We start from the raw sequence: 26,764 nt of genomic DNA, 5'->3' as shown, positions 1-26,764 counted from the left end.
GCGCGGTGATCACCGCGGCCGTACTTCCCGGATGCCACTCCTGCCCGTAGAGGAAGTTGTCGGTCAACTTCTCGTCCTGGATGATGATCGTGATGTGCTCGGGGCCTGCTTGCCCGACCAGTCGAAGTCCCACATCTGTTCGGAACCGACGTCGGGATCGAAGCCCTGGTAGGTGTCGAAGTCGACATCCGACCGGTCCTTGGTGGGCGGACCCGAGGGAGTACGGACCTTGATCAACTCGGGAAAGATGTCGATCGTCTCGTCTGCCGTCGATTCGACCGTCGCCGTGATCCTGAACGCCGGATCCTGGTCGATGCCGTCGATGCTGACGTCGGTCAGCACGACCCGCGGATGGATGGTCAGCAGCCAGCGTTTGAGTTTGATCGGCTGACCGAGTTCGGCTCGGGGTCCGCTGACCGCAGCAGCCGGACGAAACCCGCCGGCGGTCCAGGTGACCAGCACCAGCACCAACACGGCGGCGATCGGGATGGCCCAACGCAGCGTCACCGTACGGACGCTGGGGCGGGCGATCATGGCCGACAGCCTAAGGCCGTACGGTGTCCGGCTGCAGTGCCGTCACTCCGTGCCGGTACGACGCAGCACCTCGCTGAGCCGCTCGGCGGCGGCGATCACGGCCGGAGCATGCAGTCTGCCCGGCTGCCGGGAGAGCCGTTCGATCGGACCGGAGACGCTGACCGCGGCGATCACCTTGCCGGAGGGCGAACGCACCGGCGCCGACACCGAGGCAACCCCCGCCTCCCGTTCGCCGACCGAGTGAGCCCAGCCCCGACGTCGTACCGCAGCCAACGCGACCGCGGTGTAGCGCGACCCACGCAGCCCGCGCTGCATCCGCTCCGGATCCTCCCAGGCCAGCAGGATCTGGGCCGCCGAGCCGGCGGTCATGGTCAACTGGGACCCGATCGGGACGGTGTCCCGCAGCCCGGACTGACGCTCCGCGGCCGCGACACAGATCCGGAAATCGCCTTGTCGGCGGAAGAGTTGAGCCGATTCGCCGGTGATGTCGCGCAGCCGGGCCAGCACCGGTCCGGCGGTGGCGAGCAGCCGGTCCTCACCGGCGGCCGAGGCCAGCTCACCGAGCCGCGGGCCGAGCACGAACCGGCCCTGCAGGTCACGGCTGACCAGCCGATGATGTTCCAGTGCGACGGCCAGCCGATGGGCCGTCGGGCGGGCCAGACCGGTCGCAGAGACCAGTCCGGCCAGGGTGGTCGGCCCGGTCTCCAGTGCGCCCAGCACGAGAGCCGCTTTGTCCAGAACGCCGACACCGCTAGAGTTGTCCATGGCTTGATATTGCCGTCTCGAATGCTGGAATGCAAGTTCTGGCGGCGAACATCGGCGAATAACTCAGATCAAGATCATCAATCAGTCGGCGCGACTGCGTCGACGTGACAGGGAGAGCGCTTCGGATGGGTAAGACGCTGAGTGAGAAGGTGTGGGACGCCCACGTCGTGGACGCCGACGAGAACAATCAGCTGCTCTACATCGACCTGCACCTGGTGCACGAGGTGACCAGCCCGCAGGCCTTCGACGGTCTTCGTCAGGCGGGCCGACAGGTGCGGCGTCCGGATCTGACCCTGGCCACCGAGGATCACAACATCCCGACCCTCGACGTGGACAAGCCGATCGCCGACCCGGTCTCCCGGACCCAGGTGGAGACCCTGCGGAAGAACGCCAAGGAATTCGGCGTGCCGATCTACCAGCTGGGTGATCTTGATCAGGGCATCGTGCACATCATCGGTCCGCAGCTGGGCCTGACCCAGCCGGGGATGACCGTGGTCTGTGGTGACTCGCACACCTCGACCCACGGGGCTTTCGGTGCGTTGGCTTTCGGCATCGGCACCTCCGAGGTCGAGCACGTGCTGGCCACCCAGACGCTGCCGCAGCGCAAGCCGAAGACGTTGGCCGTCAACGTCAACGGCGAACTGCCGGCCGGCGTAACCGCCAAGGACATCGTGCTGGCGCTGATCGCCAAGGTTGGCACCGGCGGCGGCCAGGGCTACATCGCCGAATACCGCGGCTCGGTGATCGAAAGCCTTTCCATGGAAGGGCGGATGACGATCTGCAACATGAGCATCGAATGGGGTGCCAAGGCGGGCATGATCGCGCCGGACGAGACCACCTTCGAGTACTTGAAGGGCCGGCCGCATGCGCCGCAGGGCGCGGACTGGGATGCCGCCGTCGACTACTGGAAGTCGTTGCGGACCGACGACGACGCCCGCTTCGATCTGGAGATCGACCTGGACGCCGCCGAGTTGTCGCCGTTCGTGACCTGGGGCACCAACCCCGGCCAGGGCGTACCGCTGTCGGCGTCGGTGCCGGATCCGGAGACCTTCCATGACGAGACCTCCCGGGTCGCGGCCCAGAAAGCCTTGGAGTACATGGATCTGAAGGCCGGTACGCCGATGAAGGAGATCGCGGTGGACACGATCTTCCTGGGTTCCTGCACCAACGGCCGGATCGAGGACCTGCGCGCCGCCGCCGAGGTGATCAAGGGTCACACCGTCGCCGATTCGGTACGGATGCTGGTTGTTCCCGGATCGGCTCGGGTTCGGCTGCAGGCCGAGTCCGAGGGCCTGGACGTGATCTTCAAGGAGGCCGGTGCCGAATGGCGCGGCGCCGGATGCTCGATGTGTCTGGCGATGAACCCGGACAAGCTGGCGCCGGGCGAGCGCAGTGCGTCCACCTCCAACCGGAATTTCGAAGGCCGGCAAGGCAAGGGCGGCCGGACCCATCTGGTCTCGCCGGTCGTCGCCGCGGCCACCGCGGTGACCGGCAAGCTGACCGCACCCGCAGACCTGCAGCGCTGACCGCGACACCTCACTGGCCACAAGGAGTCATGATCATGGAAAAGTTCACCAGTCACACCGGCACCGGGCTGCCGTTGCGTCGCAGCAATGTCGACACCGATCAGATCATCCCGGCGGTCTACCTCAAGCGGGTCACCCGGACCGGCTTCGAGGACGGACTGTTCGCCGCCTGGCGCAAGGATCCCGAGTTCGTCCTGAACCAGCCGCCGTATCGCAGCGCCACGATCTTGATCACCGGTCCGGACTTCGGCACCGGATCGTCGCGGGAGCACGCGGTCTGGGCCTTGCAGGACTACGGGTTCAAGGTCGTCATCGGATCCCGCTTCGGTGACATCTTCTCCAACAACTCCGGCAACGCGGGTTTGTTGCTGGCCAAGGTGTCCCACGAGGACGTCGAACAGTTGTGGAAGATCGTCGAGAACCACCCGGAGACAGAGATCACGGTCGATCTGCAGACCCGGACGATCCAGGCCAGCGACGGCTTCAGCACAGCCTTCACGATCGACGACTACACCCGCTGGCGGCTGCTGGAAGGCCTCGACAACATCGGCTTGACCCTGCGCAAGGAGGCCGAGATCACCGCGTACGAAGCGAATCGGCTGGGTTTCCAACCGACCACCGTGGCGGCGCAAACCACCGCCTGATCGGCCGAAAACACCCTCGCAAGCCCCGAAAATCGCCGAATTTCCTTACGACACGGCGTTTCGGGGCTTGCGGTGTTTGTTTCAGGTGCTCGGTTTCCCTAGCGTTAGCACGTAGTCGCAAGGTGCGGCGCTGATTTTGGCGTTCGAAGAAGGGAAGCTGTGAACAAGGCTGAGTTAATCGAGGCGCTCGCCGTCGAGTTCGACGGCAGCAAGGCCCAAGCGGCCAAAGCACTGAACGCGGTCGTCGACACGATCACTTACACGACGGCCCGCGGCGAGAAGGTGTCGATCACCGGCTTCGGCGTCTTCGAGAAGATCAAGCGTCCGGCCCGGATGGTGCGCAACCCGCGGACCGGAGAGCGCAAGCGTGCCAAGGCAACGGCAGTGCCGAAATTCCGTGCAGGTTCGGAATTGAAGGCCTACGTGTCCGGCGAGAAGAAGCCGCCGCGGGCAACGGCGAAGAAGGCCGTCGCCAAGACCACCACCGCGGCCCCGACCAAGGCGGCGGCGACCACGACCGCGGCGAAGAAGGCCCCGGCCAAGAAGACCACGGCCAAGAAGACCACGGCCAAGAAGGCTGCAGCCACTACCACCGCGGCGAAGAAGGCCCCGGCCAAGAGGACCACCGCCAAGAAGGCGCCGGCCACCCGCGCTGCCGCCACCAAGACGGCCGCCAAGAAGGCGCCTGCGACCAAGACCGTGGCCAAGAAGGCACCGGCACGGGCAACGGCCACCAAGACCGCGGCCAAGAGGACGACCGCCGCCAAGAAGGCACCGGCCACCAAGACCGCTGCCAGGAAGGCTCCGGCCAAGAAGACGACGGCCAAGCGCGCCGCTCGTTGATCATTGCTCGACTGACAACTGAAGATCATCGCGAAAGGCCCGGACAGCTGACCCGCTGCCCGGGCCTTCGCAACTGCGGTCGCGGGATACGCCTTGCTGGATTCAGAACCAGGCGCTGAGCACCGCGTCACCGGCCCGTACGGCGTGCAGGCGCTGACCCGCCCGCAGAAACCTGATCCGGCGATCCAGCACCGCCGAGGCCAGCCGGAGTCGTACGCCGGAATCGGTGATCACCGCATACTCGTCCGTCTGATCCCCTACCGGTCCGGCGACGGTGACCGGCACGTACTCGGCCAAGTCACGGTCTTGCGGTGCGACCAAGGACGCGGTGTAGCGACCGACGCCGACCTCGATCGCCGGCGGGAGATCCGCGGGCGCATCCACGTCCGAGCGCAGCCCGGGCAGATCAAGATCATCGATCGGCACTGCTCCGGAGTCCCGGTGCGCCGCCGCGGATTGCCCACCGAACAAGGGATTCAGCGCGACCCCCGATGCCGCCAGCAGGGTGGTTCCGACGCCACTGCGATCGGGTACGAAGGCCCGTCCGGGAACCGCGCGGACCGCGGCAGCAGCCAGGAACGCCGTCACCGATTCGGCTGTCAGTGCGGGAAGATCGCCGACCGCCGCCAGGACGTGATCACAGTCGGCTTCACGCAGCGCCAGATCACCGGCGGACAGCGCTGCATTCAGCCCGCCACCATCCGGTTCCGCAAGCACCTCGGCATCGATGTCCTCCTGCGCAAGGATTCCCGGCAGGTTGGGATCGTCGGTGATCACCAGCAGCCGATCGGTCGCGGCCGCGATCGCCGTCAACGAGTCGAGTGCCATCATCAGCGCCAGCCGCTCCCGCAGCGGAACGGGCAACACGCCGAGCCGGGACTTCCCGACGGCGGCCGGCTTCAACGCGACAACTCCACCCCACGACAGCACGGGACCGATCCTGTCATGCTCGTACTGTGACCACCGACCCGCCGGACCACCGAGACCGCCGCGATGATCAAGACAGACCTGATCATCACAGCGATGCTGATCACGCAGGCGATCCTGATCGGCGTTCCTCGCTGCAGCTGCCGACGACTCCGGCCCGGAGCTTGCGTGGCCTGGTCCGGGTGGTCGTCGGCGTCACCACGGCCCTGACGCGTTCCGATTGGCGTGCGGCAGATCGGTTGCGGACTTTCGCCGGGGAGGACGGCCGGGGCGTCATCCTGGCCGTCAATCACATCTCCAACGTCGACCCGCTGCTGGTCGGAAGTTTCCTTGTCCGGAACGGGATCTGGCCGCGGTTCCTGGCCAAGGCGTCGTTGTTCGGCGTTCCGGTGCTCGGCCCGTTGCTGCGAGCCGCCGGGCAGATCCCGGTGCTCCGCACGTCGGCCACCGCGGGTGACGCCTTGGAGCACGCTATGACGGTGCTGGAACGCGGCGACAGTGTGGTGATCTATCCGGAGGGCACGATCACCGACGACCCGGAACTGTGGCCGATGAAGGGCAAGACCGGGGCCGCCCGATTGGCCCTGCGTTCCGGCGCGACCGTGATCCCGATCGGGCAATGGGGCGCGCAGCAGATCCTCTACGGCAAGCGAAGTGGCTGTCCGCGCATCCTGCCGCCGAAGCGGATCTCTATGCTGGTCGGCGATCCGGTCCGGTTGGATGATCTTCGCAGCACTCCGGTCACCACCGAGAACGCCCGCATCGCGACCCGGCGGATCATGTCGGCGATCACCGAGCTGGTCGAGGAGCTCCGCCCCGAACAGCGCTGACCGTGTGCCGTTCGGGCCGAGAGATCTGATTACCAGTGCCGATCGCCGAACGACCTCGGGAGCCCTGCCGGCAGCCGGCCGGGTTGCCGAATGTTCGGGTTCTGGGCTGCCGGATCCGGGTGCTGCCACGCCACCTCTGGATCCCAGGAGGTTCGGGCACTCCCGTGCGGTTTATGGGGTCACAACCTCCTGCGATTTCGCGCGAGCGCCCAGTTCGACTCGTGATTTGCCGTCCGGTGACGTCGCGGGTTGAAGATCACCTGTACGGCGGGTGGCGCGCACTCGACGGGCCGGTGGCGTACGATCACCGGCGATGAGCGCGGTAACGGTGATGGGATCAGGGTCATGGGGCACAGCCATGGCCCTGACGTTGTGTGACAACGACCATCAGGTCACCTTGTGGGCGCGCCGGCCCGAGGTCTGCCACAAGATCAACACCGAACATCGCAACCCCGACTACTTCGGCGATCTCCGGTTGCCGGACAGCCTGGCCGCGGTCGACGATCCCGATCGGGCGATGGACGGCGCCGAGTTCGTGGTGCTCGCCGTTCCTGCCCAGTCGCTGCGGGAGAACCTCGGTCGGTGGACGATCCCGGACGGGGCGATCGTCGTCAGCCTGGCCAAGGGTGTGGAGCTCGGCACCGAATTGCGGATGAGTGAAGTGATCACTCAGGTCACCGGCATCGGTGCCGATCGGATCGCCGTACTGACCGGGCCGAACCTGTCGCACGAGATCGCCGAGCGGCAACCCGCCGCGGCCGTCGTCGCCAGCACCGAGCAGGAGACCGCGCTGGCCGTCCAGCATCTCTTCCACACCGCGACCTTCCGGCCGTACACCAACAACGATGTGATCGGCTGCGAGCTTGCCGGGGCTGCCAAGAACGTGATCGCGCTCGCCGTCGGCGTCGCTGCCGGAATGGGGTACGGCGCAAACTCGGGCGCGTCCATGATCACGCGCGGGCTGGCCGAGATCATCCGGTTGGGCGAGGCGATGGGCGCCGACCCGCACACCTTCTCCGGTCTCGCCGGAGTCGGCGATCTGGTTGCAACCTGTTCGTCGCCGCTGTCGCGGAATCGCACCTTCGGTGAGGAGATCGGCCGCGGCCGCACCGTAGCCGAGATCACCGCCTCCACCCGGCAGGTCGCCGAGGGGGTCAAGTCCTGCAAGTCGATCAAGGCGCTGGCCGAGGAGTACGGCGTCGAGATGCCGATCACGTACGCCGTCTGCGCGGTGATCGACGGCCATCTCGGCCCCGACGCGTTGGTGCGGGCCCTGCTCTCCCGCGCCCCGAAAGCGGAACGTACGTAGCCGCACCAGCCGCTGGTCTGCGGTCCTTCGACAAGCTCAGGGCCCTCTGCCGTGGGTGTGCGGGCCGGGGCGTGCTCTAGAAACGGAAGGTTGCGGCGACGGTCGCGCCGGCCGCGGCGCCTCGGATGATCACCGAACCCAGCGGATGGCCGGTGGGGTTGCCGTCGGCTACCGCTGTGTAGACGGCGAAATCGTCCGGCACACCGATGGTGGCGGTCGGGGAGCCGGGCCGATCCCAGGTGAGCTCGACGCTCCCTTGATCAACGGCGACACGGTGTTGTTCGCGGAGATGATCATGTCCGAGTTGATCACCCAGCGAGTTCGACGACCGCCGGGCCGCCGGGGTGATGATCCGGCCGTCGCCGTGGAAGACCCATTCGATCCGGTCGGATTGATCAAGCTCGATCTCGAAGGTGTCGGTCCAACCGCCGTTGATCAACTCGATCCGGCGCTCGAGTCGGCATCCCGGCCAGGACACCGCGCCGACCGCATGAGTCGGGGAGAAGTCGATGATCTCGCCGTCACAGGACGGTTGCCTGCTGTCGCCGACGAAGACGGTGCTGTGCGCGGCCGGCGAACGCAGCCAGTTGGTGAAGTCGGCGCCGTAGCCGCTGGTGCCGAGATCGAGACTGCGCCAGCCGCCGGCGGTCTCCACGTCCACCGCGAGCTTGTCGTGATGATCATGGCCACCGGCGTCCGGGCCCGAACGCAGAGTGATCCTGACCTCGGCATTGCGCACCGACGCGATGCCCGAACCGGGCCAGCAGAACGACGGCTCTGCTGTCGACCCAGCCGGTTGAGCCAAGTCGACCGGAGGCGGGTCGACCGGAGGCGGGTCGACCGGATGAGGGTCGACCGGATGAGGGTCGACGTCGTCGGGGCCGAAGACCAACGCCGCAACGCTGCTGCGCCCGCGGATCGGCGCGGAGACGCCGTGGTGTTGATCACCGCCGCCCAGCCAGATCTTCACCGGCTGTTCGAGCGGCTGCGCGTAGTAACGGCTCACGTCGATGCCGGCGTCCGGCAACAGTCCGGCAGCGACCTCGGCCGGCGCCGCATGGTTGCCGATCCTGCCTTCCGGCCAACCGTCGCCGTACGCTGGCAGCAGTCCGTCGGAGTAGGCCAGCAGCGGCGGCGCGGAGACGGCGCGGGCCAGCGTCGCCGTACCGTGATCGTCCAGCGACCCCGGCCCGGCCGCCTCGTACCAGGACAACAACGCGGCGACCGTGTAGTAGTGGTAGTGCGAATTGACCTCGTACCACAGGCCCTCGGCCCGGAATCCCTTGCTGAGTTGGGCTTTCACGCCGTAGGCGGAGTCGCGGGTGAAGCCGAACAATTCGTCGTCGGCCAACCGAACCGCGGCCTCGGCAAGCGCGGCCAGCATCCAGCAGTGGATGTTGTGGATCATGCTCACCTGCGGACGCAGCAGATCGACCGCCTGAGCCGCCAGTCGCCGGGCTCCGCCCAGCGTGGTCGCCGGCAACAGGTCCTCGACCCAGCGGACCGAGCGCAACAGCGTGATCAACCAGATCGACTCGTCCAGACTTTGCGGCATCACCTGGCCGATGCCGGCATGCTCGCCGTGCCGCCGATACAGCTGGTAGCTGTCGGCGTATTGATCGATGATCGTCGCCAGCTCGTCCACCAACGCTGCTGTTTCCTGCTGATCTTCGCTGGTCCGGGCGAGCACGGCGTAGCGCTGCGTCTGGGCCGCGATCAGGTTGTGCAGCTGGGTGCGCCAGGCCCCGTTGCGGTGATCATCGTGATAACGCCGACCACAGTGCGAGCAGCGATGGTCGGTCGGCAGTTCGGTGTCGAAGATCAGCCGGGCGCCGTCGTCGTCGCAGAAGTAGAAGTGTGTCCAGGCGGTCTCGCCCTCCGGTCCGGGGATGGCGATCCGGTCCCGCCAGTGACGCGCGTCGGTGGCGATCGCCGCACGGATCGGCGCCGCCCAGTCCAGCTTGCTGCGATCGCGGATCCGGTGCCAGTCCGGCAGGAACGGTTCGGCCGGTAGCAGAGCTGTGGTGATCTTGGAATCGGGCGACGGCGTGCTCGGCATCAGGACATCCTTGGCGATGGAGATCGGGCGGATGCGAGGATAGCCGTCGGGACTGCGGAGGAGGTGGTCGACCTGACACGCGTGGCGCGCGAGGTCGGCGAACTGCGGCGGATGCTGGCGCCGGCACGGCAGCGATCGGCCACGATCGCTCTGGTGCCGACCATGGGCGCGTTGCACGAGGGCCACCTGAGCTTGATCAGGTCGGCTGCCGCGAGTGCCGACGAGGTGGTGGTGTCGATCTTCGTCAATCCCGCCCAGTTCAACGATCCCGCCGACCTGCTGCAGTATCCGCGTGACGTCCATCGCGACATCGAATTGGCCTCGGCCGCCGGGGCGTCCCTGATCTTCGTCCCGGATCCGGACGAGGTCTATCCGGTCGGATTCTCAACCAGCGTTCACATCGGGGGCGTGGCCGCTCTCTGGGAGGGCGTCGCGCGCGGGCCCAGCCATTTCGACGGCGTGGCCCTGGTGGTGACAAAGCTGTTCGGCATGGTCGGCCCGGACGTCGCGTGGTTCGGTCAGAAGGATGCTCAGCAGGTTGCGGTGGTACGAAGGCTGGTCGCCGACCTGAATCTGCCGGTCGAGATCCGGACCGGTCCGACCGTACGAGAACCCGACGGCCTGGCGATGTCCAGTCGCAACGTGCGCTTGTCGTCCGCGGATCGCGACCGGGCGGCCGTACTGCATCGCGCCCTGGACTTCGTCAAGCACGGGATCATGATCCGGGAGAACGATTCGGACACTGCGATCGCGGCCGGGACCGACCTGTTGCGGACGGCCGGCATCGAGGCCGAGTATCTGGCCGTGGTCGACCCGGATACGTTTGAACCCAGACCGCGACTGGACGACCGGCCGGCGTTGGTGATCATCGCCGCTCGGGTCGGCCCGGTGCGGTTGATCGACAACGAACCCGTGGCCTGACCCGTCCCTACCGTCAATCCACACAGCCGCGCGCAAGAACCTCCGCCGCACGCGGAATATCGGGTGCGGCGGTCGGTTTTGCGCGCGGCTGTGGAGGGTGGGGCCAGGCAGTATGCGGGGTGATCAGCTGCCGGCGATGAAGCGCTCGACCTCGTCGCGGGCGGTGGAGTCGTCGTACTGCTCGGGCGGGCTCTTCATGAAGTACGAGCTGGCGCTCAGCACCGGGCCGCCGATGCCGCGATCCTTGGCGATCTTGCAGGCTCGCAGCGCGTCGATCACGATCCCGGCGGAGTTGGGAGAGTCCCACACCTCCAGCTTGTACTCCAGCTTCAGCGGCACGTCGCCGAAGCCGCGACCCTCCAGCCGGACCAGCGCATGCTTTTGATCTTGCAGGAACGGCACGAAGTCGCTCGGCCCCACGTGCACGTCGGCGCCCTCCATCTCGTACGGGATCTGGGAGGTGACCGCCTGGGTCTTGCTGATCTTCTTCGAGTGCAGCCGCTTGCGCTCCAACATGTTCATGAAGTCCATGTTTCCGCCGAAGTTCAGCTGATAGGTGTGATCGAGCTTCACCCCGCGATCGGCGAACAGCTTGGCGAGCACCCGGTGGGTGATGGTGGCGCCGACCTGGCTCTTGATGTCGTCGCCGACGATCGGCACCCCGGCATCGGTGAATTTCTTGGCCCACAACGGATCCGAGGCGATGAAGACCGGCAGCGCGTTGACGAAGCCGACGCCGGCGTCGATCGCGCACTGGGCGTAGTGCTTGTCCGCTTCGTCGGATCCCACCGGCAGATAGGAGATCAGGACGTCGACCCCGGCCTCGCGCAGCGCTGCCGCCACATCGACGGCCGGCTCGTCGGACTCGGTGATCGTCTCCCGGTAGTACTCGCCGAGGCCATCGAAGGTCGGCCCGCGCTGCACCGTCACCTCGGTCCGCGGTACGTCGCAGATCTTGATCGTATTGTTCTCACTGGCGTTGATCGCATCGGCAAGATCAAGACCGACCTTCTTCTGATCAACATCGAAGGCGGCGACGAAGTCGATGTCGCCGACGTGATAGTCGCCGAAGAGGACATGCATCAGGCCCGGTACTTCTTCGTCGTCGGGTGCGTCGCGGTAGTACTGCACGCCCTGGATCAAGGAGGAGGCGCAGTTTCCGACGCCGACGATGGCTACGCGAATACGTGACATGGGCCGAAGAGTACCGAGAGTTGATCAAGGTTCGGCACGCCGTCTTGGGCGAAGCTTTGATCAAGTGACTTGATCAAGTGATCAAGTCAAGTGCCTGTCGCAGATCGGCGATCAGGTCGTCGACGTGTTCGAGTCCGACCGACATCCGGACAAGACCTTCCGGCACCGATTTCAGCTCCGACGGCCAACGTCGACGCCGTTCCAGACTGGACTCGACCCCGCCGAGGCTGGTCGCGTGCACCCACAGCCGAAGTGAGTTGATCATGGTGTCCGCGGCGCTCGCGTCCGGCAGTTCGATCGCCAGCATGGAACCGAAGCCGGGGTAGCGGACTCGCTCGACCAGCGGATGCTCGGCCAGCGTCTCGGCCAACGTCCGTGCCGTCGACTCCGCATGCCGGACCCGTACCGACAGAGTGCGGATGCCGCGCAACACCAGGTACGCCTCCAACACGCCGGGCGTGGCACCGTGCAACTTGCGGGCGCTCTCGGCTGCCTCGAGCAGCTCCTCCCGCCCGTCGGCGAAGATCAACATCCCGCAGAGGGCGTCGGAGTGGCCGGACAGGAACTTGGTCGCCGAATGCAACACGATGTCGGACCCGAGACCGATCGGCTGCTGCAGGATCGGGGTGGCGAACGTGTTGTCCACCAACAGCAGGCAACCGTCGGGCCGGCCGGCGGCGATCGCGGCCAGGTCGGCGACCTCCATGGTCGGATTGGCCGGGGACTCGAGCCAGATCAGCCGGGCCCCGTCCGCCGCGGCGAGCACCCGCTCGGTGTCGGTGATGTCGACGGTCCGCACCGTCAAGCCGTGCCGCTGCGCGTGCTCGTGCGCCAACGAGGCAACACCCAGATAGCAGTGTTCCGGGATCACCACCACGGCATCGGGCGGGATGCTGGAGAAGACTGCTGCGGCCGCGGCCATCCCGCTGGCGAAGGCGAGCGCGGTGCCGCCCTCCAACGCGCCGACGGCGTCCTCCAGGGCCGACCAGCCCGGATTGCCGTAACGGCCGTAGCCGACCCATTCGGTGCCGTCGCCGCCGACGTAGGTCGAAGCGGGCACGATCGGCTGATTGAGCGGAGCATCGGGGCGACGTTCCGGACGGCCGGCGGAGATCGCGATGGTGTCCGGGTGTGGCCGATACTGGTGCAGCGATGGGCCGCGCGCGTCGTTGGGTAGCTGGTTGGGCATGTCGTCGGGCATGGGTCCAGTCTGGCGGCAGCGGTCTAGGGCAGCGTCACCGCCTGGACTCGTACGGTCTCGTGCGCGCCGACATGGCTTGAACGCCGAGCCACGGTAGGGTCTTCGGCGACATGGTTGGGGAGATGAGCATGAGCCAGGCAAGCGAACCGGCCGCGGGACCCGGTCGGAAACCGCGGGTGGCCGTGGTGTTCGGCGGGACCAGCGACGAGCATCCGGTGTCGTGCCTGACCGCTCGTGGCGTGGTCGGCGCGATTGATCAGGACCGCTACGACGTGATCGGCGTGGGCATCTCCCGCAGCGGCCGCTGGATCGTGGTTTCCGCCGATCAGATCGCCGCCCTCCAGGTGTCCGACCGCAAGCTCCCCGAGCTGACCGAACAGGCGGCCGAGGCGATGCTGCTGCCGGGTAGCTCCGGCGGCGGTGGCGAGCTGGTGCAGCGAGCGTCCGGCGGTGGTGGGCTCGCCGAGTTGGGTCCGGTCGATGTCGCGTTCTCGCTGCTGCACGGTCCGTTCGGCGAGGACGGCACGATCCAGGGCCTGTTCGAGATGATGGGCACTCGCTACGTCGGCGCGGGTGTGCTGGCCAGTGCGGTCGGCATGGACAAGCACTACATGAAGATGATCTTCGCCGGCGCCGGACTGCCGATCGGCCCGTACGTGGTGATCACGCCGGCCGATTGGCAGCGCGATCGGGAACAGGCGTTGAAACAGGTCTCCCAGCTGACCTATCCGCTCTACGTCAAGCCCACCCGCAACGGGTCCAGCATCGGCATCAGCAAGGTCACCGACGAGTCCCAGCTCGAGGACGCGATCGCCTTCGCGCATCAGTACGACCCGAAGGTGATCATCGAGGAGGGTTTCGAGAACGCTCGCGAGTTGGAGTGCGGTGTGCTGCAGTCGCTCGGCGGCGCCGCGCCGCAGGTCAGTGCGATCGCCGAGATCCGGATGCACACCGACTCCGGCTTCTACGACTTCGACGCCAAATATCTGCCCGAGGAGCAGGTCGATCTGGACGTGCCGGCCGATCTGCCGACCGAGGTCGCCGACGAGATGCGGGCACTGGCCGCACGATCCTTCGACGCGATCAGCTGCGAAGGGCTGGCCCGGGTCGACTTCTTCCTCACCGCCGAGGGCCGGTTGGTGGTCAACGAGATCAACACCATGCCGGGTTTCACCGAGCACTCGATGTATCCGCGGGTCTGGGCGGCCAGCGGGATCGACTACCCGACCCTGGTGGACCGGCTGCTGCAGTTGGCCCTGGATCGGCCGACCGGCCTGCGCTGATCACATCCGGGCTGATCAGACGCAGTTCTTGATCACCGGAACGGTGTCCTTGATCGGCTTCGCCAGATCGATCAGCGGGTTGGCCTGCGGGGCGTACTTGTCCGGCACCACCACCTGCACGTACGCCTTCCGCCCGATCGTGGTGAAGCGGTAGTCGCCGTTACGATCCTCGGCGTACCAGCCGACCCCGTTCACTTCAAAGCACTGGCTGGCGGCGTTCAGTCCCGCCGGTTTCCCCACGCCGCAAGCCAACGTGATCGCCGGTTTGCCCCAGGCCGACGTGTACGGCGAGATAGGCTCGGTCTTGACGCGATCTTGATCATCGACCACGTCCGGAGTTGCCGAGACGAGATGGCGGCAGATCGTCGCAGTCCCACCGGTCGGTGTCGGCGGCGTCAGCCGGACCGGGCCGGAACAGCCGACGACCATGATCGTCAACAGCCCGGCCAGCGCGATCCGGACCGTCAACCGTGGCAGACCGGATCGCATGCCGAGACCCTAACCCGCAGGACTCGACGGCCCGAATCGAACTCAGATATGGACCACCGGGCAGGTCACGGTGCGGGTGATTCCTTCCACGACTTGCACCTTGGCCACCACCAACGCGCCGAGCTCGTCGACATTGGCCGCCTCCGCGCGCACGATCACGTCGTACGGACCGGTCACGTCCTCGGCCAGCGTGACGCCGGAGATGGTACGGATCTTGGCTGCCACATCGGCGGCCTGACCGACGCCGGTCTGAACCAGAATGTATGCCTGCACGGCCATGGTGGATCACTCTCCCTTGTGTGCGAGCGGCGCGGACGACCATGAGCGAGCGACGGTACGCTCTCGGCTGACCACACGCTACCCGGTCAGCTGTTCGAGAGGCAGGCATGAGTTCGTTTTTCCCGACCGCATCGAGTGCGGGCGGTTCCGATCATGGACATCGCACCTTGGCCGAGGTAGGAGAGTTCGGCCTGATCGACGAGATCACCGCTGATCTGCCGGCCGGACCGGACGTGGTGATCGGGCCCGGCGATGACGGCGCCGTGCTCGCGGTCGACTCGCCGCTGGTCTGCTCGGTGGACGTGCTGATCCAGGACGTGCACTTCAAACCGCAATGGTCGTCGGCCACCGACGTCGGTCGCAAGTCGGTGGCGGTGAACGTGGCCGACATCGAGGCGATGGGCGGCACCGCGACGGCGATCGTGGTCGGCTTCGCCGCGCCCGCCGACACCGAGGAGCGCTGGGCGCTGGACTTCGCCCGGGGGCTGCGGGCCGAATGCGACACCGCCGGAGTGTCGCTGGTCGGCGGTGACGTCACTCGCTCGGCTCAGATCGCGATCTCCGTTACCGTGCTGGGCACCCTGGACGGCCGGGCCCCGGTCCGGCGCGACGGTGCCCGGCCGGGACAGGTCGTCGCGCTCTGCGGCCGCGTCGGCTGGGCGGCCGCCGGGCTCGCGGTGCTCGGCCGCGGATTCCGGTCGCCGCGGGCTGCCGTACAGGCGCAACAGGTGCCGGAAGTCCCGTACGGGCAGGGAAAAGTGGCGGCGCTGGCCGGTGCGACGTCCATGATCGACATCTCCGACGGGCTGCTGGCTGATCTTGGTCACGTGGCCGAGCGATCGGGAGTCGCGATCGATCTGCGCTCGGACGCGTTCGAGGTCGCCGAACCGCTGCAGGCGGTGGCGGCGGCGACCGGATCGGATCCGTTGAAGTTGATCTTGACCGGCGGCGAGGACCACGCCCTGGCGGCGACCTTCGCCGCCGACCGGGTGCCCGCCGGCTGGACGGTGATCGGGGCTGTGCACGAGGGCGAGTCCGCGGTCACCGTCGACGGTGCGTCGTGGGAGGGCGAGGCCGGCTGGAATCACTACGGATGACCGATTCCGGGCTGGTGATGGCCGGCATCAAGTCGTTGACCTCGCATGATCAACGCCCGGAGCCGATGACGTCGTGGTGATCGGATCCGACCCGCCGACCAAGGAAATGAGCCCATGCGCGGATCGTTCGGCTTGACCAATGTGACCGTCGTGACCGGTGATGCCGATGGCAGCGTGCTGTCCGATCAGACGGTGCTGGTGGGACGTGACGGCACGATCGAGCGGGTGGGTGCCGCAGCGGACATCGAGGTTCCGTCGGGATGTCGCATCCTCCAGGGCCGTGGGCGTTTCGTCGTACCGGGCCTGATCAACGCGCACGCCGCCACCGGGCCAACGCCGCGATCCTCGGGTTGGATCGGGTGACGGGCGCGGTGCGGACGGGCTTGGCGGCCGACCTGGTCGTGCTCGCGTCCAATCCGCTGGACGGATTCCGGGCCTCCGTCGACCCGGAGCTGGTCATCATCGGCGGATCGATCATCGAACACCCGACGGTGACCAGATTCGACGAGATCGACGCTCGGCTCGATTCATTCTGACTCGGCGGCAACCTCGTTCGTGCCGTTCGCAGGCGGCACCACGTCGGCACCGGAGTGCTGCCGCGCAGCGGCGGCGTCCTGGCTGCGGCGCCGTTTCGCCAGTCTGCCTTCCGGCGCGTCGAAGAACCCGGAGAGCCAGGCTGCACGGGGATCGGAGTCGATCAGCGCCGACTTCACGAACAGGGTCAGCGGGATCGCCAGGATCGAGCCCAGCGGGCCGAGCACCCAGGCCCAGAAGACCACCGCGACGAAGGTGACCGGCACCGCGACGCCGACCGCGTTGCCGACGACCTTGGCCGGCACCAGGGTGGTGAAGATCGAATTCAGCACGATGTAGGCGATGATCACGAACACCATCTGATCCCAGCCGCCGCCGAGCAGCGCCAGCAGGGCCGGCGGGATGACGCCGATGATGAAACCGACGTACGGGATGAAGTTGCAGGCCGCGGCCAGCAAGCCCCACAACGGTGCCAGCGGGACACCGATCACCCACAACAGCACCACGTCGAGGGTGCCGACGACCACGGCGAAAAAGCCCGTCACCGCCAGGAAGCGGCGGGTCTTGCGGACCGCATCCAGCAACGCCAGACCGGCCCGCGGCCGGGTCGCCAGGATCGGTTTCATCCGGTCGGCGATTCCCGCGGACTCCATCGCCAGGAACAGCAGCAGGCTGCACAACAGCACGGCGGTGGCGCCCTGGCTGATCAAGGTCGGCAGATGGCTGGTGATGAAGCGAGCAGCAGTCGTCACGTCGAGCGAGCCGATGATCTCCCGGACCTGCTCCGAACCCACACCGAGTCGGCGCAGCAGGTCGATGATTCCCTGCAGCCGTTGCGATGCGGCCGGGATGTAGCTGGGCAGGATGGTCGCCAGCCTGGCCAGCGACAGTACGATGATCGCGATCAGGCCCAGCACCAGACCGAAGATCGCGATCATCAGTCCGGCCAGCGCGACGGCTTTGGGCACACCGATCCGGATCAGCCAACTGTGGATCGGATGCACCAAGATCACGATCACCAGGGCGAGCGTCACCGGACCGAACAGCCAGGCCAGCTCACGCAGCAGCACCGCGCAGATCGCCAGCGCCGCCGGGACGATCACCAACACGGCCGCGCGGGGCATCCCGGCTCGCGCCGGAGGTACGGCCTGACCCACGGACGGGGTGGTCGGCTCGTCGGGTGCGGCCGGCTCGTCGTTCGTCATGGCATCAGGACCGTAGCCGAATCCGGGCGCCGCCGGAGGCTCACGCGTCGTCCCACTGTGACGGGTCGTCCAACGCCTCGGGTCGGTAGTTGGGCAGCCGGCTGGCAGGAACGGCGGCGACCGCACTGATCCCGGCCATGATCAACAGGCCGAACCGGAGCGTACGAAGTCGTACTTCCTCGTTGATCGCCACGGCAGCGTCCACCTGCGAGGCGCTCGCGGAGGTCTGCTCCAGCGTCTGGCGAAGTTGATCATTGCTGACGAAGTTGATGTTGGTCAGGTCGACCTGGGCCAACAGTTCCGGCGGCAGCTCGGGATGTCCGAGCACGGCCCGGGCAACGAGCAGGCCCAGCAGGGTGACCAGCAGTGCGCCGATCACCGCGGTGCCGACCGCGGAGGCGAGATTCTGGGTGGTGCCCCGGATCGAGCCGACGTCTCCGGCACGGTTCTTCGGCGCCGAGGTGACCAGCACGTTGAACACCAACGTCACCAGGCTGCCCTGGCCGACGCCGAAGACGATCAGGCCGAGGATCGTAGGCAGTGTCTCCCAGTTGTTGGTGACCACGAATGCCAACCAGAGCAGGGCGATCGTGGTCAGCGCGAAGGAGAACAGCGCGATCGTCCGCGGGCTGTAACGCTGGTAGAACCGCACCACCAGCATGGCGGTGACGAAGACGGTGAGGTTGAACGGCATCATCGCCAGCGAGGTGTCCAGCGGCGAGCGGCCCTGGACGATCTGGATGTAGAGCGGCACCGAGAAGTTCAGCGCGGCCTCCATCGCGACCACGATGAACATCGCGTACACCGCGGCTCGTTCCTGCGGCGAGCTGAGCACCGACAGGTCGACCAGCGGCACCTGCCCGGTCCGCATCCGGCGCAGCGTCCAGAAGACGAATGCCTGACCGAGCACGATTCCCACCAGCACGAACAGCGGTGCGGGGGAGACGCCGATGATCGTGAACGGAGCCGCATCCTTGGCGAAGAAGACGCCCCAGGCGTTGAGGTTGTTGAAACCCAAGGTGAGCAGCACGATCGCCAGGCCGATCAGGATCGCGCCGACGATGTCGATCTTGACGCTGCGGTCGCCGCCGTCTGACCGCAGCCGGAAACTGAAGATGAAGACCGCGACCGCGATGGCCAGCACGATACCGAACACGGGTCGCCAACCGACCCAGGTGCCGAGGGCGCCGCCGATCAAGAACGCGCTCACGCCCGACAATGCCCGCGCCGAACCCAGCGAACCGATCGCGGTGGCCTGTTGAGCGCCGTGGTAGTTCTCCGCGATCAAGGCGACCAAGGAGGGCACGATGATCGCCGCAGAGGCGCCGGCCACCGCCTGGCCGGCGATCGCGAAACCGACCGACGGCGCGGTGATCATCAAGACGGCCGAGACCGCGAACAGTCCGATCACCACCCGGAAGATCAACACCCAGCCGATCCGCTGACCCAGTTTCGCGCCCACCATCACCAGGGCGGCGACGGCCAGACCGTAGACGACGATGGTCGAGCTGACCACGGTCGGCGGCACCCCGAACGCCTCGACCATGCCACCCAGCGAGACCGGCAGCGCGGCCACGTTGAACGACATCAGCACCTGGGCCAGAAACAGGCCCACCATCGGAGCCCAGGAATTGCGTTCGGTGCTTCCCGCTTGTTGGTGCGAAACAGCTGATTCGGTCATGCGGTTACCTTCTGCTCAGTGCTGATGTACGTCGGAGGCGAACAAGTTCAGGCCCAACGTTCGGGACAGATAAGCGGTCGCCCGTTGCCCGCGTACGCTGTTGCCGGCCGAATCCAGTCGCGGCGAGAAAGTCCCGATGCCGCCCTTTCCCGGGGCGATCGCGACGATCCCGCCGGCCACGCCGGATTTGGCCGGCAAGCCGATTTCGAACAACCATTCGCCGGAGGTTTCGTACAGTCCGGTGGCGGCGAGCACGGCCAAGGTGTCGCGACAGACCTCGGCGGAGACAACACGCTCGCCCGTCACCGGATTGCCGCCGCCGTCGGCGAGGGTGGCGCCCATCGTGGCCAGATCCCGCGCGTCGACCCTGAGTGAGCACTGCCGGGTGTAGACGTCGACCACCTCGGCCGGATCGCCGGGAAGCCGGCCGTAGCTCTGCAAAAGGCGGGCGATCGCCTGATTGCGCTGATTGGTCAGCATTTCGGAGTGATAGACATCGCCGTCCAACTCCAGAGCCCTGCCGGCGAACCGGGAAAGACCGTTCCTGATGGCCTCCCATTGCTCGGCAGGAGTTGCGCCGGGGATGAGTGCGGTGGTCCCCAGGGCGCCCGCGTTCACCATCGGATTCATCGGGTGTCCGGCATTGAGTTCGATCGCCATCACCGAATTGAAAGCCAGACCGGTGTTGTTGACGCCGACGCGATCCTTGACGGTCCGGTGGCCGAGCGCGTCGCACACCAAGGCGTACACGAAAGCTTTGGAGGCTCTTCAGAATCGACGGTGTAGTTGGGGTCTGAATCCTCCGGCTTCGAGCAGGCTACGGGCGATGTAGTTGGTGAGGTTGCGGAATCCGAGGGCGGAGCCGCGGAGGTGTTCGAGGCGTCCGTTGATCGCTTCGGTAGGTCCGTTGGAGGTGTGGGGCCGGTCGAAGTAGGCGATCACGTCAGCAGCGCGGCGTTTCAGGGTGCGGCCGAGTTTGCGGATCTCGACCAGCGCGGCCGGAACGCTGTCGGAGATCGCGTCGACGACTCGTTTCATGATCATCTTCCCGGCCGTCCGGTCGGGCGCCCGGTAGGCAGCGATCACCTGTTGGTAGATGCCCCAGGTTACTTCGACCTCGACATGCCGGTCGGTGGCGAACAGGTTGGCCAGTCGGTCACGTTGTTTGTCGGTGAGGAGATCTTGCCCGGTGAGCAGGGTCCGGCGGGCACTGTAGAGAGGATCACCCTTGCGGCCGCGGTGGCCCAGAGTTTGCTGCTGGACCCGTTGCCGGCACTGTTCCAACGCGTCCCCGGCCAGGCGGACCATGTGGAATGGGTCCATCACGGTGACCGCCTCGGGTAGTTCCTCGGTGGCCGCGGTTTTGTAGCCGGTGAACCCGTCCATGCCGACGACCTCGATCTGGTCGCGCCAGGCTTGTGGTCGATCGTTCAGCCAGGTCTTGAACACCTGCTTGGAGCGGCCCTCGATCATGTCCAGCAGCCGCGCGGGTCCCCTCCGATCCCGCACCGGCGTCATGTCGATGATCACGGTGACGAACTTGTCCCCGTGGCGGGTGTGCCGCCAGGAGTGTTCGTCGATCCCGATCACCCGCACACCGTCGAACCGGGCCGGATCATCAATCAAGACCCGCTTGCCTTCGGCCAGGATCGCGGTGTTGGCGGTGTTCCATGACACCGCGAGTCCTTCGGCGATCCGGGCCACCGTCAGGTGCTGACACACGATCCCTTCCAAGGCCCACCGCAAACCAGCTCGCGACAGTTTGGCTCGTGGTTCGGCCGCCCGGCTGGTGTCTTGGCGCCACACATGCCCGCAGCCCGTACAGCGGTACCGGCGGACCGTGACGACCAACGTGGTGGGCCGCCACCCGAGCGGCTCGTGCGCCAGCCGCCGCACCACACTGTCGCGGGCAATGCCCTGACAGCCGCAGCGGTGACACCAATCATCAGCATCGACGACCCGGCAGGCCAGCTCGGCCCGGCCGGCTTCGAGCCGCTGACCGACGACCTGAAGCCCGAGCGCGTCGAGCCGGCAGAACGTGGTCAGATCAGGGCACTGGAAGGTAGCGTTGTGCAACGTCGGGGTCTTTCCGATGGGCCGGTGTGAGAACCTCCATCATCGAAAGACCCCGACACCCACCAGCTCACCGACGCGCCGCCACTCGAGCGCGTTTGATCACATCCCAGCTACACCCTCAACTGCGAAGAGCCGCTTTGGAGATCGATTGAATGCTGAATTCACGGTCGCTGTCACCGACGGCGTGAACAGCACCGGCGGTCTCCGCAACGGCGATCCCGAACCACCTCGGATCGGCCTCGGCGAGGATCGGGATGTAGTCGGCGACGTCGCCGTCGTCGACCCCGCGATAGCGGTCGTGGGCGGCGGTGACGAGGTCCTCGACGCGTTTCCAACCGGGAAGCTCGCCGGTGGATACCGGCTGTTCGACTCCCGCGACGTCGGGCTCCACCGTCATCCCCTTTGTCGTGATCATGAAAACGGACGCTGCCGAGCACTCTAACGGCTCGGTGCCGGTGCGTCGGACCACACGATCGGTGTTGCGCGATCCGTCCTGTCCAGGAGGAGCTCTGTGGCGGAGTGCGGCGCGGATCATCGCTAGGCTGACCGAGACGTGACGAGGTGGAGGAAGCCATGGCGGATCCGGGCAAGACGACGGTGTTCGACAACGTCCGAGTGCTCGACAGCGCCACCGGTACGGTCGGCGCGCCCGGCCGCGTGGTGGTGGAGGGAAACCTGATCACCGCCGTCGGCAGCCGTGATGATCTTGAGCTCGGCGACGGCGCGCGCATCATCGACGGCGGCGGGCGGGTCTTGATGCCGGGTCTGATCGACGCGCACTGGCACTCGATGTTCGCGACCATTCCGCTGGCCGTGTCGATGCGGGCAGATCCCGGCTACATCCACGCCCTGGCAGGACGTTCGGCGTCGGAAACTCTGCTGCGCGGCTTCACCACGGTACGGGACGCGGGCGGGCCGGCGTTCGGTCTGAAGCTCGCCATCGATCAAGGTGTGTTGCCGGGACCGCGGATCTTTCCGTCCGGCGCGATGATCTCGCAGACCGGCGGCCACGGAGACTTCCGCAGCCCCGGAGACATTCCGCGCGGTCGGCTGGGGCAGCACAGCCACACCGATCTGCTCGGGGCGACCGCGGTGGCCGACGGTGTCGACGAGGTGTTGCGCGCCGCCCGCGAGCAGTTGATGTTGGGCGCCAGCCAGCTGAAGCTGATGGCCGGCGGCGGGGTCGCGTCCTTCTACGACCCTCTGGACGTGACGCAGTACACCGAGGCCGAGTTGCGTGCTGCGGTCGATGCCGCCGCCAACTGGGGAACGTACGTGATGGTGCACGCGTACACGCCGCGGTCGGTGCAGCAGGCGATTCGGGCCGGCGTGCGGTCGATCGAACACGGTCAACTGCTGGACGACGAGACCGCCGCACTGATGGCCGAACATGATCTGTGGTGGAGCATGCAGCCCTTCCTGGACGACGAGGATGCGCCGGTGGTCACCGGCGCCAGCCGGGTCAAGTTGATGCAGATGATCACCGGCACCGACACCGCGTACGCGTTGGCCCGCAAGCACGGGGTCAAACTCGCCTGGGGTACCGACACCCTGTTCGATCCGGCTCTGGCGGCTCGGCAGGGGGCGCAGTTGGCCAAGCTGGTGCGTTGGTTCAATCCGGCTGAGGTGATCACCATGGCGACCCTCCGCAACGCCGAGCTGCTGGAGTTGTCCGGCCCGCGGAACCCTTACCCAGCAGGAAAACTCGGCGTGATCGCCGAAGGGGCCTACGCGGATCTGATCTTGGTCGACGGCAACCCGTTGGACGACATCAACTTGCTCGCCCGGCCCGAGGAGGCGTTCGTGATGATCATGAAGGACGGCCAGTTCGCGAAGAACCTGCTCTGATGGCGATCCACACCGCGCCGGTGCCGGCCCCGGACATGGCGGCCCGTGAGGCCGCCCGTCGCCGGTTGGACCAGCTGGCCAAGCCGGTCGGCTCATTGGGAATCCTGGAGGATCTGGCGGTCTGGCTGGCCGGCTGTCAGCGGCGATGTCCGCCGACGGTGCCGCAACGGGTCCGAGCGGTGGTGCTGGCCGGTGATCACGGCGTTGCCCGGTACGGCGTTTCCGCCTACCCGCGCGAGGTCACCGCGGCGATGGTCAGAGCGTTCGTGGACGGCACCGCGGCCGCAACCGTGCTCGCGCGACAACACCAGGTCGAGCTGCAGATCTACGACCTCGGCGTCGATGATGACCTTGACGGCGTACCCGAACCGCTCACCCGCTACAAGGTACGGCGATCATCGGGTCCGCTCCAGCTCGAGGACGCGCTCACGCCGGCCGACGCGGAACAGGCTTACCAGGCAGGGGAATCCATTGCCCGGGAGCTGCTGGCCGATGACGCCGAGTTGATCATCATCGGTGATCTCGGCATCGGCAACACCACCCCGGCAGCGTGCCTGATCGCTGCGGCGCTCGGCGTCGGAGCCGAGCAGGTCACCGGTTCCGGCACCGGCGTCCGTGGAGCAGAGTTGGCACACAAGACCGACGTGATCAAGGCTGCGTTGGACCGGGTCGGTGATCGTGCCGCTGACCCGTGGCAACGGTTGATCGCGTTCGGCTCGGCCGATCTGGTGGCGGCGGTCGCGGTCATGATCACCACCGCTCGCGCCGGCGTGCCGATCTTGCTGGACGGGTTGATCAGTGTCGCCGAGGCGATCACCGCAGAGGACCTGGCACCCGGCACGATCGCCTGGTGCGCAGCCGGTCATCGCTCCACCGAGCCCGGCCAGCAACTGGCGCTGCAAAAGCTCGGACTGCGGCCGATCCTCGACGCGTCGATGCGACTGGGGGAGGGCAGCGGAGCCTTGGCGGCGGTGCCGCTGCTCCGCTCGGCGGCGTTGTTGATCAACCGGATGAGCTTGCTCTCCGACCTCTGATGATGAACCTGCTCTCGTCACTGCGGGTCGCGGTCAGCCTGCTCACGATCGTTCCGATACGAGCCCGGCCGATCGAACGTCGTACCGCGCCGACGGCGATGATCCTGGCTCCGCTGGCCGTCGTGCCCGTCGGCGTCGGAGTCGGACTGATCCTCTGGCTGGCACATCGGATCGAGTTGCCGTGGCTGGTCACCGGATTGCTGGGCGTCGCAGCGGCTGCCCTCGGCACGCGGGCCTTCCATCTGGACGGGCTGGCCGACACCGTTGACGCGTTGGGATCCGGCTGGAACCGGGACAAGGCGCTGGAGATCATGCGCAAGGGCGACATCGGACCGATGGGAGTGATCGCGTTGATCATCGTCATCGGACTGCAGGCATCGGCGTTCGGCACGATCGCCGATGATCTTGGTGGAGCCGCCGCCGTGGGTCTGATCATCTGCTTGTCCCGGGCGGCGCTGTCGATCGCGTGTGTGCGTGGCGTGCCCGCCGCCCGGCCGAGCGGACTGGGTGCGTTGGTTGCCGGCTCGGTGCCTACGCCGGTGGCGTTGATCAATTCGCTGATCATGATCATGATCGGAGCCGGGCTCGGCATCCTGGCCGGTGTCGGCCCGATCGGCGGGATGATCGCGGTCGCCGCCGGTCTGCTGGCCGCGCTGCTGTTGGTCTGCTGGGTGTTGCGCCGGATCGGCGGTGTCACCGGAGACGTGATGGGTGCTTCGGTCGAGCTCGCCGCCACGGTGACCGCGCTGTGCTGCTTGGTGAATTGGTGAACTCGACTATTCCCGCGGACCTTGATCAACAGCGGGAATGATCATCGGACGCCCGGCCACCATCAGCACCACCCGATCACTGATCGCAGCAATGCGCCGGTTGACCTCGCCGAGCAGGTCGGCGAAGATCCGGCCGGAACGATAGGCGGGAACGACACCCCAGCCGACCTCGTTGCTGACGGCGATGATCACCCGTTCGCTGTGTTGCCACGCATCACAGAACGCGGCAACGCGGGTGTCGAAGGCGGGTTTCCAAGCCGGCAGCGGTTCGTCCCAGGTGTCCAACTCGTCGATCACAGCGGTGACCCAGGTGCCGAGGCAGTCGATCAACACCGGATCGGAACCGTTGTTGATCACAGCATCCAGGTCAGCGGTCTCAACGGTCGTCCAGCTGGCCGGGCGCCGGCTGCGATGATCATCGACCCGAGCGGCCCATTCCGCATCCTGCGTCGGATCGGGTCGTGGCCCAGGGGCCACATAGAACAGCCGACCGCCGGCAGCAGCCATGGTGGCCAGCTGCTCCGCATACGTCGACTTACCGGACCGTACGCCACCGGTGACCAACGTCGTACGCGGTGCAGCCGGCCCGGCGATTCCTTCGCCTGACACAGGAACCGACTCTAACGGGAACGGCGTGACGCGCCGTCGGGTGACGTCATGGTTCCTGGATGTAGACCAGGCCGTTCCCGAACGGATCATCGAAGAAGAACATGGGCGATCCGGCGCCGAGTGAGATCGGCTGGTCGTTGTGCACTGTGCTGCCGGCATCCCTGACTCGATCGAACGCCGCCTGCGCGTCGTCGGTGCCCAGCCGCACGGCGACAGGAATCTCGCTGTCCGGTGGCAGCAGCACGATCCCGACCGAGGAACCCGGCGGGACGACTTCGATCATGCGCGCCCCGGGCCATGGTTCACCGTCATAGCGCACCTGGAAGCCCAGCACGTCCCGGTAGAACTCCAGAGCCCGGTCCTGGTCGGGAACCGGCACCGTCACACTCAGCACTCTCGTCGTCATCGCCATGGGCAAAGCCTGTCACGATGCCCTGACACGGTCGATCCTGGCACGGCCGGCCTGTCACCAGGCGAACTTGCTGCTCGATCATTTCCTTCCACGCCGGGCTCGTGCTGGATCATCGGGCTCCGGTGGCAGGATCGGCTGCCATGAGGACCCTGGCGATTACCCAGAACATGACCCTTGACGGCGCGATCGAGATGCTGGGCGACTGGTTCGACCCCTCCGATCAGGATCCAGAATTGTTGGAGGTGACGCGGCTGCATTCGGAGCGACAGGATGCGCTGCTGTTGGGTCGGCAGACGTTCGAGGACTTCCGCGGATACTGGCCGCAGCAGACCGATGATCGGACCGGAATCAGCGAGGAACTGAATGACGTCCACAAGTATGTCGTTTCCTCGACCCTGACCGACCCGCAGTGGCAGAACTCGACCGTGCTGACCGGCGACTGGGTTGCCCAAGTGCAGGCGCTGAAGCAGAAGACCGGCGGCGACATCACCGTCACCGGAAGCATCACCCTGACCCATGCCCTGATCGAGTCCGGTCTGGTGGATGAGTACCGACTGTTCGTCTATCCCACCGTTCAGGGTCGGGGACGGCGGCTGTTTCCCGACGGTTGCGCAGTTCCACGGCTCAGGTTGCAGGAGTGCCGGGGATTTCAGGGCGGCGTGACTCTGCTGCGCTACGCCGCGTGACGGCGGCC

Annotated in this window: 28 protein-coding genes; 13 read left to right on the top strand and 15 right to left on the bottom strand. The window is 66.8% G+C overall.

Annotated elements, in window-relative coordinates; genetic code table 11:
- Positions 1-63: 63 nt before the first annotated feature.
- Both FOE78_RS16085 and FOE78_RS16080 read right to left on the bottom strand, forming a co-directional pair.
- Positions 64-534 (bottom strand): hypothetical protein, encoded by a 471-nt coding sequence (locus FOE78_RS16085; RefSeq protein WP_143987200.1) that lies wholly within the window; start codon positions 532-534, stop codon positions 64-66.
- A gap of 42 nt (positions 535-576) precedes the next feature.
- Entirely contained in the window at positions 577-1,299 is a 723-nt protein-coding gene (locus FOE78_RS16080; protein ID WP_143987199.1) for an IclR family transcriptional regulator, read from the bottom strand.
- Positions 1,300-1,424: 125 nt separating this feature from the next.
- On the opposite strand from FOE78_RS16080, the gene leuC reads away from it, so the two are divergent.
- The 3 genes from leuC to FOE78_RS16065 all read left to right on the top strand — a co-directional run bounded on the left by leuC (position 1,425) and on the right by FOE78_RS16065 (position 4,312).
- Positions 1,425-2,825: a 3-isopropylmalate dehydratase large subunit gene (gene leuC, locus FOE78_RS16075; protein ID WP_143987198.1), complete on the top strand. Its 1,401-nt coding sequence runs from the start codon at positions 1,425-1,427 to the stop codon at positions 2,823-2,825.
- 35 nt (positions 2,826-2,860) lie between these two features.
- Positions 2,861-3,469, top strand: coding sequence for a 3-isopropylmalate dehydratase small subunit (gene leuD, locus FOE78_RS16070; protein WP_143987197.1), 609 nt, complete (start codon positions 2,861-2,863; stop codon positions 3,467-3,469).
- 159 nt (positions 3,470-3,628) lie between these two features.
- Positions 3,629-4,312, top strand: a complete 684-nt coding sequence (locus FOE78_RS16065) for an HU family DNA-binding protein (RefSeq protein ID WP_143987196.1) — start codon at positions 3,629-3,631, stop codon at positions 4,310-4,312.
- 102 nt (positions 4,313-4,414) lie between these two features.
- On the opposite strand, the gene cofC is transcribed toward FOE78_RS16065, so the two are convergent.
- The gene (gene cofC / locus FOE78_RS16060; protein WP_210414623.1) at positions 4,415-5,242 is read right to left on the bottom strand and encodes a 2-phospho-L-lactate guanylyltransferase; all 828 of its coding nucleotides are present in this window, start codon (positions 5,240-5,242) and stop codon (positions 4,415-4,417) included.
- A 26-nt stretch (positions 5,243-5,268) separates the two neighbouring features.
- Here cofC and FOE78_RS16055 point away from each other — a divergent pair, with 26 nt between their 5' ends.
- Together FOE78_RS16055 and FOE78_RS16050 are read left to right on the top strand one after the other, a co-directional pair.
- Entirely contained in the window at positions 5,269-6,069 is an 801-nt protein-coding gene (locus FOE78_RS16055; protein WP_228265851.1) for a lysophospholipid acyltransferase family protein, read from the top strand.
- 358 nt (positions 6,070-6,427) lie between these two features.
- Positions 6,428-7,378: an NAD(P)H-dependent glycerol-3-phosphate dehydrogenase gene (locus FOE78_RS16050; protein ID WP_323125691.1), complete on the top strand. Its 951-nt coding sequence runs from the start codon at positions 6,428-6,430 to the stop codon at positions 7,376-7,378.
- Positions 7,379-7,454: 76 nt separating this feature from the next.
- On the opposite strand, the gene FOE78_RS16045 is transcribed toward FOE78_RS16050, so the two are convergent.
- The gene (locus tag FOE78_RS16045; protein WP_143987194.1) at positions 7,455-9,437 is read right to left on the bottom strand and encodes a heparinase II/III domain-containing protein; all 1,983 of its coding nucleotides are present in this window, start codon (positions 9,435-9,437) and stop codon (positions 7,455-7,457) included.
- 81 nt (positions 9,438-9,518) lie between these two features.
- Between FOE78_RS16045 and panC the strand changes: the two genes are divergently transcribed.
- Entirely contained in the window at positions 9,519-10,358 is an 840-nt protein-coding gene (gene panC / locus FOE78_RS16040) for a pantoate--beta-alanine ligase (RefSeq protein WP_266094974.1), read from the top strand.
- Positions 10,359-10,481: 123 nt separating this feature from the next.
- Here panC and FOE78_RS16035 read toward each other — a convergent pair whose 3' ends face one another.
- Together FOE78_RS16035 and FOE78_RS16030 are read right to left on the bottom strand one after the other, a co-directional pair.
- Positions 10,482-11,552, bottom strand: coding sequence for an inositol-3-phosphate synthase (locus tag FOE78_RS16035; RefSeq protein ID WP_143987193.1), 1,071 nt, complete (start codon positions 11,550-11,552; stop codon positions 10,482-10,484).
- Between the two features lie 73 nt (positions 11,553-11,625).
- Positions 11,626-12,753: a trans-sulfuration enzyme family protein gene (locus FOE78_RS16030; protein WP_228265849.1), complete on the bottom strand. Its 1,128-nt coding sequence runs from the start codon at positions 12,751-12,753 to the stop codon at positions 11,626-11,628.
- A gap of 122 nt (positions 12,754-12,875) precedes the next feature.
- Between FOE78_RS16030 and FOE78_RS16025 the strand changes: the two genes are divergently transcribed.
- On the top strand, positions 12,876-14,036 hold the full coding sequence (locus FOE78_RS16025) for a D-alanine--D-alanine ligase family protein (protein WP_323125690.1): 1,161 nt from the start codon (positions 12,876-12,878) through the stop codon (positions 14,034-14,036).
- 15 nt (positions 14,037-14,051) lie between these two features.
- On the opposite strand, the gene FOE78_RS16020 is transcribed toward FOE78_RS16025, so the two are convergent.
- A complete protein-coding gene (locus FOE78_RS16020) occupies positions 14,052-14,525 on the bottom strand; it encodes a DUF3515 domain-containing protein (RefSeq protein WP_143987192.1) in 474 nt (157 codons plus the stop codon).
- Between the two features lie 42 nt (positions 14,526-14,567).
- Entirely contained in the window at positions 14,568-14,804 is a 237-nt protein-coding gene (locus tag FOE78_RS16015) for an Lrp/AsnC ligand binding domain-containing protein (RefSeq protein WP_143987191.1), read from the bottom strand.
- 107 nt (positions 14,805-14,911) lie between these two features.
- Between FOE78_RS16015 and FOE78_RS16010 the strand changes: the two genes are divergently transcribed.
- Positions 14,912-15,901 carry a thiamine-phosphate kinase gene (locus FOE78_RS16010; RefSeq protein WP_143987190.1) on the top strand — a complete coding sequence of 330 codons (990 nt, stop codon included), beginning with the start codon at positions 14,912-14,914 and terminating at the stop codon, positions 15,899-15,901.
- A 260-nt stretch (positions 15,902-16,161) separates the two neighbouring features.
- Positions 16,162-16,437, top strand: a complete 276-nt coding sequence (locus FOE78_RS16005) for a hypothetical protein (protein WP_143987189.1) — start codon at positions 16,162-16,164, stop codon at positions 16,435-16,437.
- Here FOE78_RS16005 and FOE78_RS16000 read toward each other — a convergent pair.
- The 5 genes from FOE78_RS16000 to FOE78_RS15980 all read right to left on the bottom strand — a co-directional run bounded on the left by FOE78_RS16000 (position 16,429) and on the right by FOE78_RS15980 (position 21,932).
- The gene (locus FOE78_RS16000; RefSeq protein WP_143987188.1) at positions 16,429-17,640 is read right to left on the bottom strand and encodes an AI-2E family transporter; all 1,212 of its coding nucleotides are present in this window, start codon (positions 17,638-17,640) and stop codon (positions 16,429-16,431) included. The genes FOE78_RS16005 and FOE78_RS16000 overlap by 9 nt on opposite strands.
- A gap of 40 nt (positions 17,641-17,680) precedes the next feature.
- The gene (locus FOE78_RS15995; protein WP_210414622.1) at positions 17,681-19,321 is read right to left on the bottom strand and encodes an MFS transporter; all 1,641 of its coding nucleotides are present in this window, start codon (positions 19,319-19,321) and stop codon (positions 17,681-17,683) included.
- A gap of 15 nt (positions 19,322-19,336) precedes the next feature.
- Positions 19,337-20,059 (bottom strand): glutaminase A, encoded by a 723-nt coding sequence (gene glsA, locus FOE78_RS15990; protein WP_266095037.1) that lies wholly within the window; start codon positions 20,057-20,059, stop codon positions 19,337-19,339.
- Positions 20,060-20,089: 30 nt separating this feature from the next.
- Positions 20,090-21,397, bottom strand: coding sequence for an ISL3 family transposase (locus FOE78_RS15985; protein ID WP_143987187.1), 1,308 nt, complete (start codon positions 21,395-21,397; stop codon positions 20,090-20,092).
- A 118-nt stretch (positions 21,398-21,515) separates the two neighbouring features.
- Positions 21,516-21,932: a glutaminase gene (locus tag FOE78_RS15980; RefSeq protein ID WP_210414620.1), complete on the bottom strand. Its 417-nt coding sequence runs from the start codon at positions 21,930-21,932 to the stop codon at positions 21,516-21,518.
- 26 nt (positions 21,933-21,958) lie between these two features.
- Between FOE78_RS15980 and FOE78_RS15975 the strand changes: the two genes are divergently transcribed.
- From FOE78_RS15975 to FOE78_RS15965, 3 genes are read left to right on the top strand one after another with little or no spacing between them, the layout of a single operon-like run.
- Positions 21,959-23,245 (top strand): metal-dependent hydrolase family protein, encoded by a 1,287-nt coding sequence (locus tag FOE78_RS15975; protein WP_210414619.1) that lies wholly within the window; start codon positions 21,959-21,961, stop codon positions 23,243-23,245.
- Entirely contained in the window at positions 23,245-24,279 is a 1,035-nt protein-coding gene (gene cobT, locus FOE78_RS15970; RefSeq protein ID WP_143987186.1) for a nicotinate-nucleotide--dimethylbenzimidazole phosphoribosyltransferase, read from the top strand. The genes FOE78_RS15975 and cobT overlap by 1 nt, the downstream gene beginning before the upstream one ends.
- Entirely contained in the window at positions 24,279-25,049 is a 771-nt protein-coding gene (locus FOE78_RS15965) for an adenosylcobinamide-GDP ribazoletransferase (RefSeq protein WP_210414618.1), read from the top strand. The genes cobT and FOE78_RS15965 overlap by 1 nt, the downstream gene beginning before the upstream one ends.
- 6 nt (positions 25,050-25,055) lie before the next feature.
- On the opposite strand, the gene cobU is transcribed toward FOE78_RS15965, so the two are convergent.
- Positions 25,056-25,658, bottom strand: a complete 603-nt coding sequence (gene cobU / locus FOE78_RS15960; RefSeq protein ID WP_228265848.1) for a bifunctional adenosylcobinamide kinase/adenosylcobinamide-phosphate guanylyltransferase — start codon at positions 25,656-25,658, stop codon at positions 25,056-25,058.
- Positions 25,659-25,704: 46 nt separating this feature from the next.
- Positions 25,705-26,070 (bottom strand): VOC family protein, encoded by a 366-nt coding sequence (locus FOE78_RS15955; protein ID WP_143987184.1) that lies wholly within the window; start codon positions 26,068-26,070, stop codon positions 25,705-25,707.
- A 140-nt stretch (positions 26,071-26,210) separates the two neighbouring features.
- On the opposite strand from FOE78_RS15955, the gene FOE78_RS15950 reads away from it, so the two are divergent.
- Positions 26,211-26,756 carry a dihydrofolate reductase family protein gene (locus tag FOE78_RS15950; protein ID WP_143987183.1) on the top strand — a complete coding sequence of 182 codons (546 nt, stop codon included), beginning with the start codon at positions 26,211-26,213 and terminating at the stop codon, positions 26,754-26,756.
- Positions 26,757-26,764 lie beyond the last annotated feature (8 nt).

The organism is Microlunatus elymi (genome assembly GCF_007362775.1).
Lineage (GTDB): Bacteria > Actinomycetota > Actinomycetes > Propionibacteriales > Propionibacteriaceae > Microlunatus > Microlunatus elymi.
This window is presented reverse-complemented; position numbering and strand designations above follow the sequence as displayed.

Bases quoted from the DNA above. Each gene is read 5' to 3' on its own strand.
- leuC (WP_143987198.1), top strand. From the start codon at position 1,425: ATGGGTAAGACGCTGAGTGAGAAGGTGTGGGACGCCCACGTCGTGGAC.
- FOE78_RS16050 (WP_323125691.1), top strand. From the start codon at position 6,428: ATGGCCCTGACGTTGTGTGACAACGACCATCAGGTCACCTTGTGGGCG.
- FOE78_RS15980 (WP_210414620.1), bottom strand. From the start codon at position 21,932: ATGATCCGCGCCGCACTCCGCCACAGAGCTCCTCCTGGACAGGACGGA.
- cobT (WP_143987186.1), top strand. From the start codon at position 23,245: ATGGCGATCCACACCGCGCCGGTGCCGGCCCCGGACATGGCGGCCCGT.
- FOE78_RS16020 (WP_143987192.1), bottom strand. From the start codon at position 14,525: ATGCGATCCGGTCTGCCACGGTTGACGGTCCGGATCGCGCTGGCCGGG.
- FOE78_RS15955 (WP_143987184.1), bottom strand. From the start codon at position 26,070: ATGGCGATGACGACGAGAGTGCTGAGTGTGACGGTGCCGGTTCCCGAC.
- FOE78_RS15950 (WP_143987183.1), top strand. From the start codon at position 26,211: ATGAGGACCCTGGCGATTACCCAGAACATGACCCTTGACGGCGCGATC.
- FOE78_RS16010 (WP_143987190.1), top strand. From the start codon at position 14,912: ATGAGTTCGTTTTTCCCGACCGCATCGAGTGCGGGCGGTTCCGATCAT.
- FOE78_RS16080 (WP_143987199.1), bottom strand. From the start codon at position 1,299: ATGGACAACTCTAGCGGTGTCGGCGTTCTGGACAAAGCGGCTCTCGTG.
- FOE78_RS15995 (WP_210414622.1), bottom strand. From the start codon at position 19,321: ATGACCGAATCAGCTGTTTCGCACCAACAAGCGGGAAGCACCGAACGC.
- FOE78_RS16000 (WP_143987188.1), bottom strand. From the start codon at position 17,640: ATGACGAACGACGAGCCGGCCGCACCCGACGAGCCGACCACCCCGTCC.
- FOE78_RS16025 (WP_323125690.1), top strand. From the start codon at position 12,876: ATGAGCATGAGCCAGGCAAGCGAACCGGCCGCGGGACCCGGTCGGAAA.
- FOE78_RS16030 (WP_228265849.1), bottom strand. From the start codon at position 12,753: ATGCCCGACGACATGCCCAACCAGCTACCCAACGACGCGCGCGGCCCA.
- FOE78_RS15965 (WP_210414618.1), top strand. From the start codon at position 24,279: ATGATGAACCTGCTCTCGTCACTGCGGGTCGCGGTCAGCCTGCTCACG.
- FOE78_RS16015 (WP_143987191.1), bottom strand. From the start codon at position 14,804: ATGGCCGTGCAGGCATACATTCTGGTTCAGACCGGCGTCGGTCAGGCC.
- leuD (WP_143987197.1), top strand. From the start codon at position 2,861: ATGGAAAAGTTCACCAGTCACACCGGCACCGGGCTGCCGTTGCGTCGC.
- FOE78_RS16085 (WP_143987200.1), bottom strand. From the start codon at position 534: ATGATCGCCCGCCCCAGCGTCCGTACGGTGACGCTGCGTTGGGCCATC.
- FOE78_RS16005 (WP_143987189.1), top strand. From the start codon at position 16,162: ATGTCGCATCCTCCAGGGCCGTGGGCGTTTCGTCGTACCGGGCCTGAT.
- FOE78_RS16035 (WP_143987193.1), bottom strand. From the start codon at position 11,552: ATGTCACGTATTCGCGTAGCCATCGTCGGCGTCGGAAACTGCGCCTCC.
- FOE78_RS16045 (WP_143987194.1), bottom strand. From the start codon at position 9,437: ATGCCGAGCACGCCGTCGCCCGATTCCAAGATCACCACAGCTCTGCTA.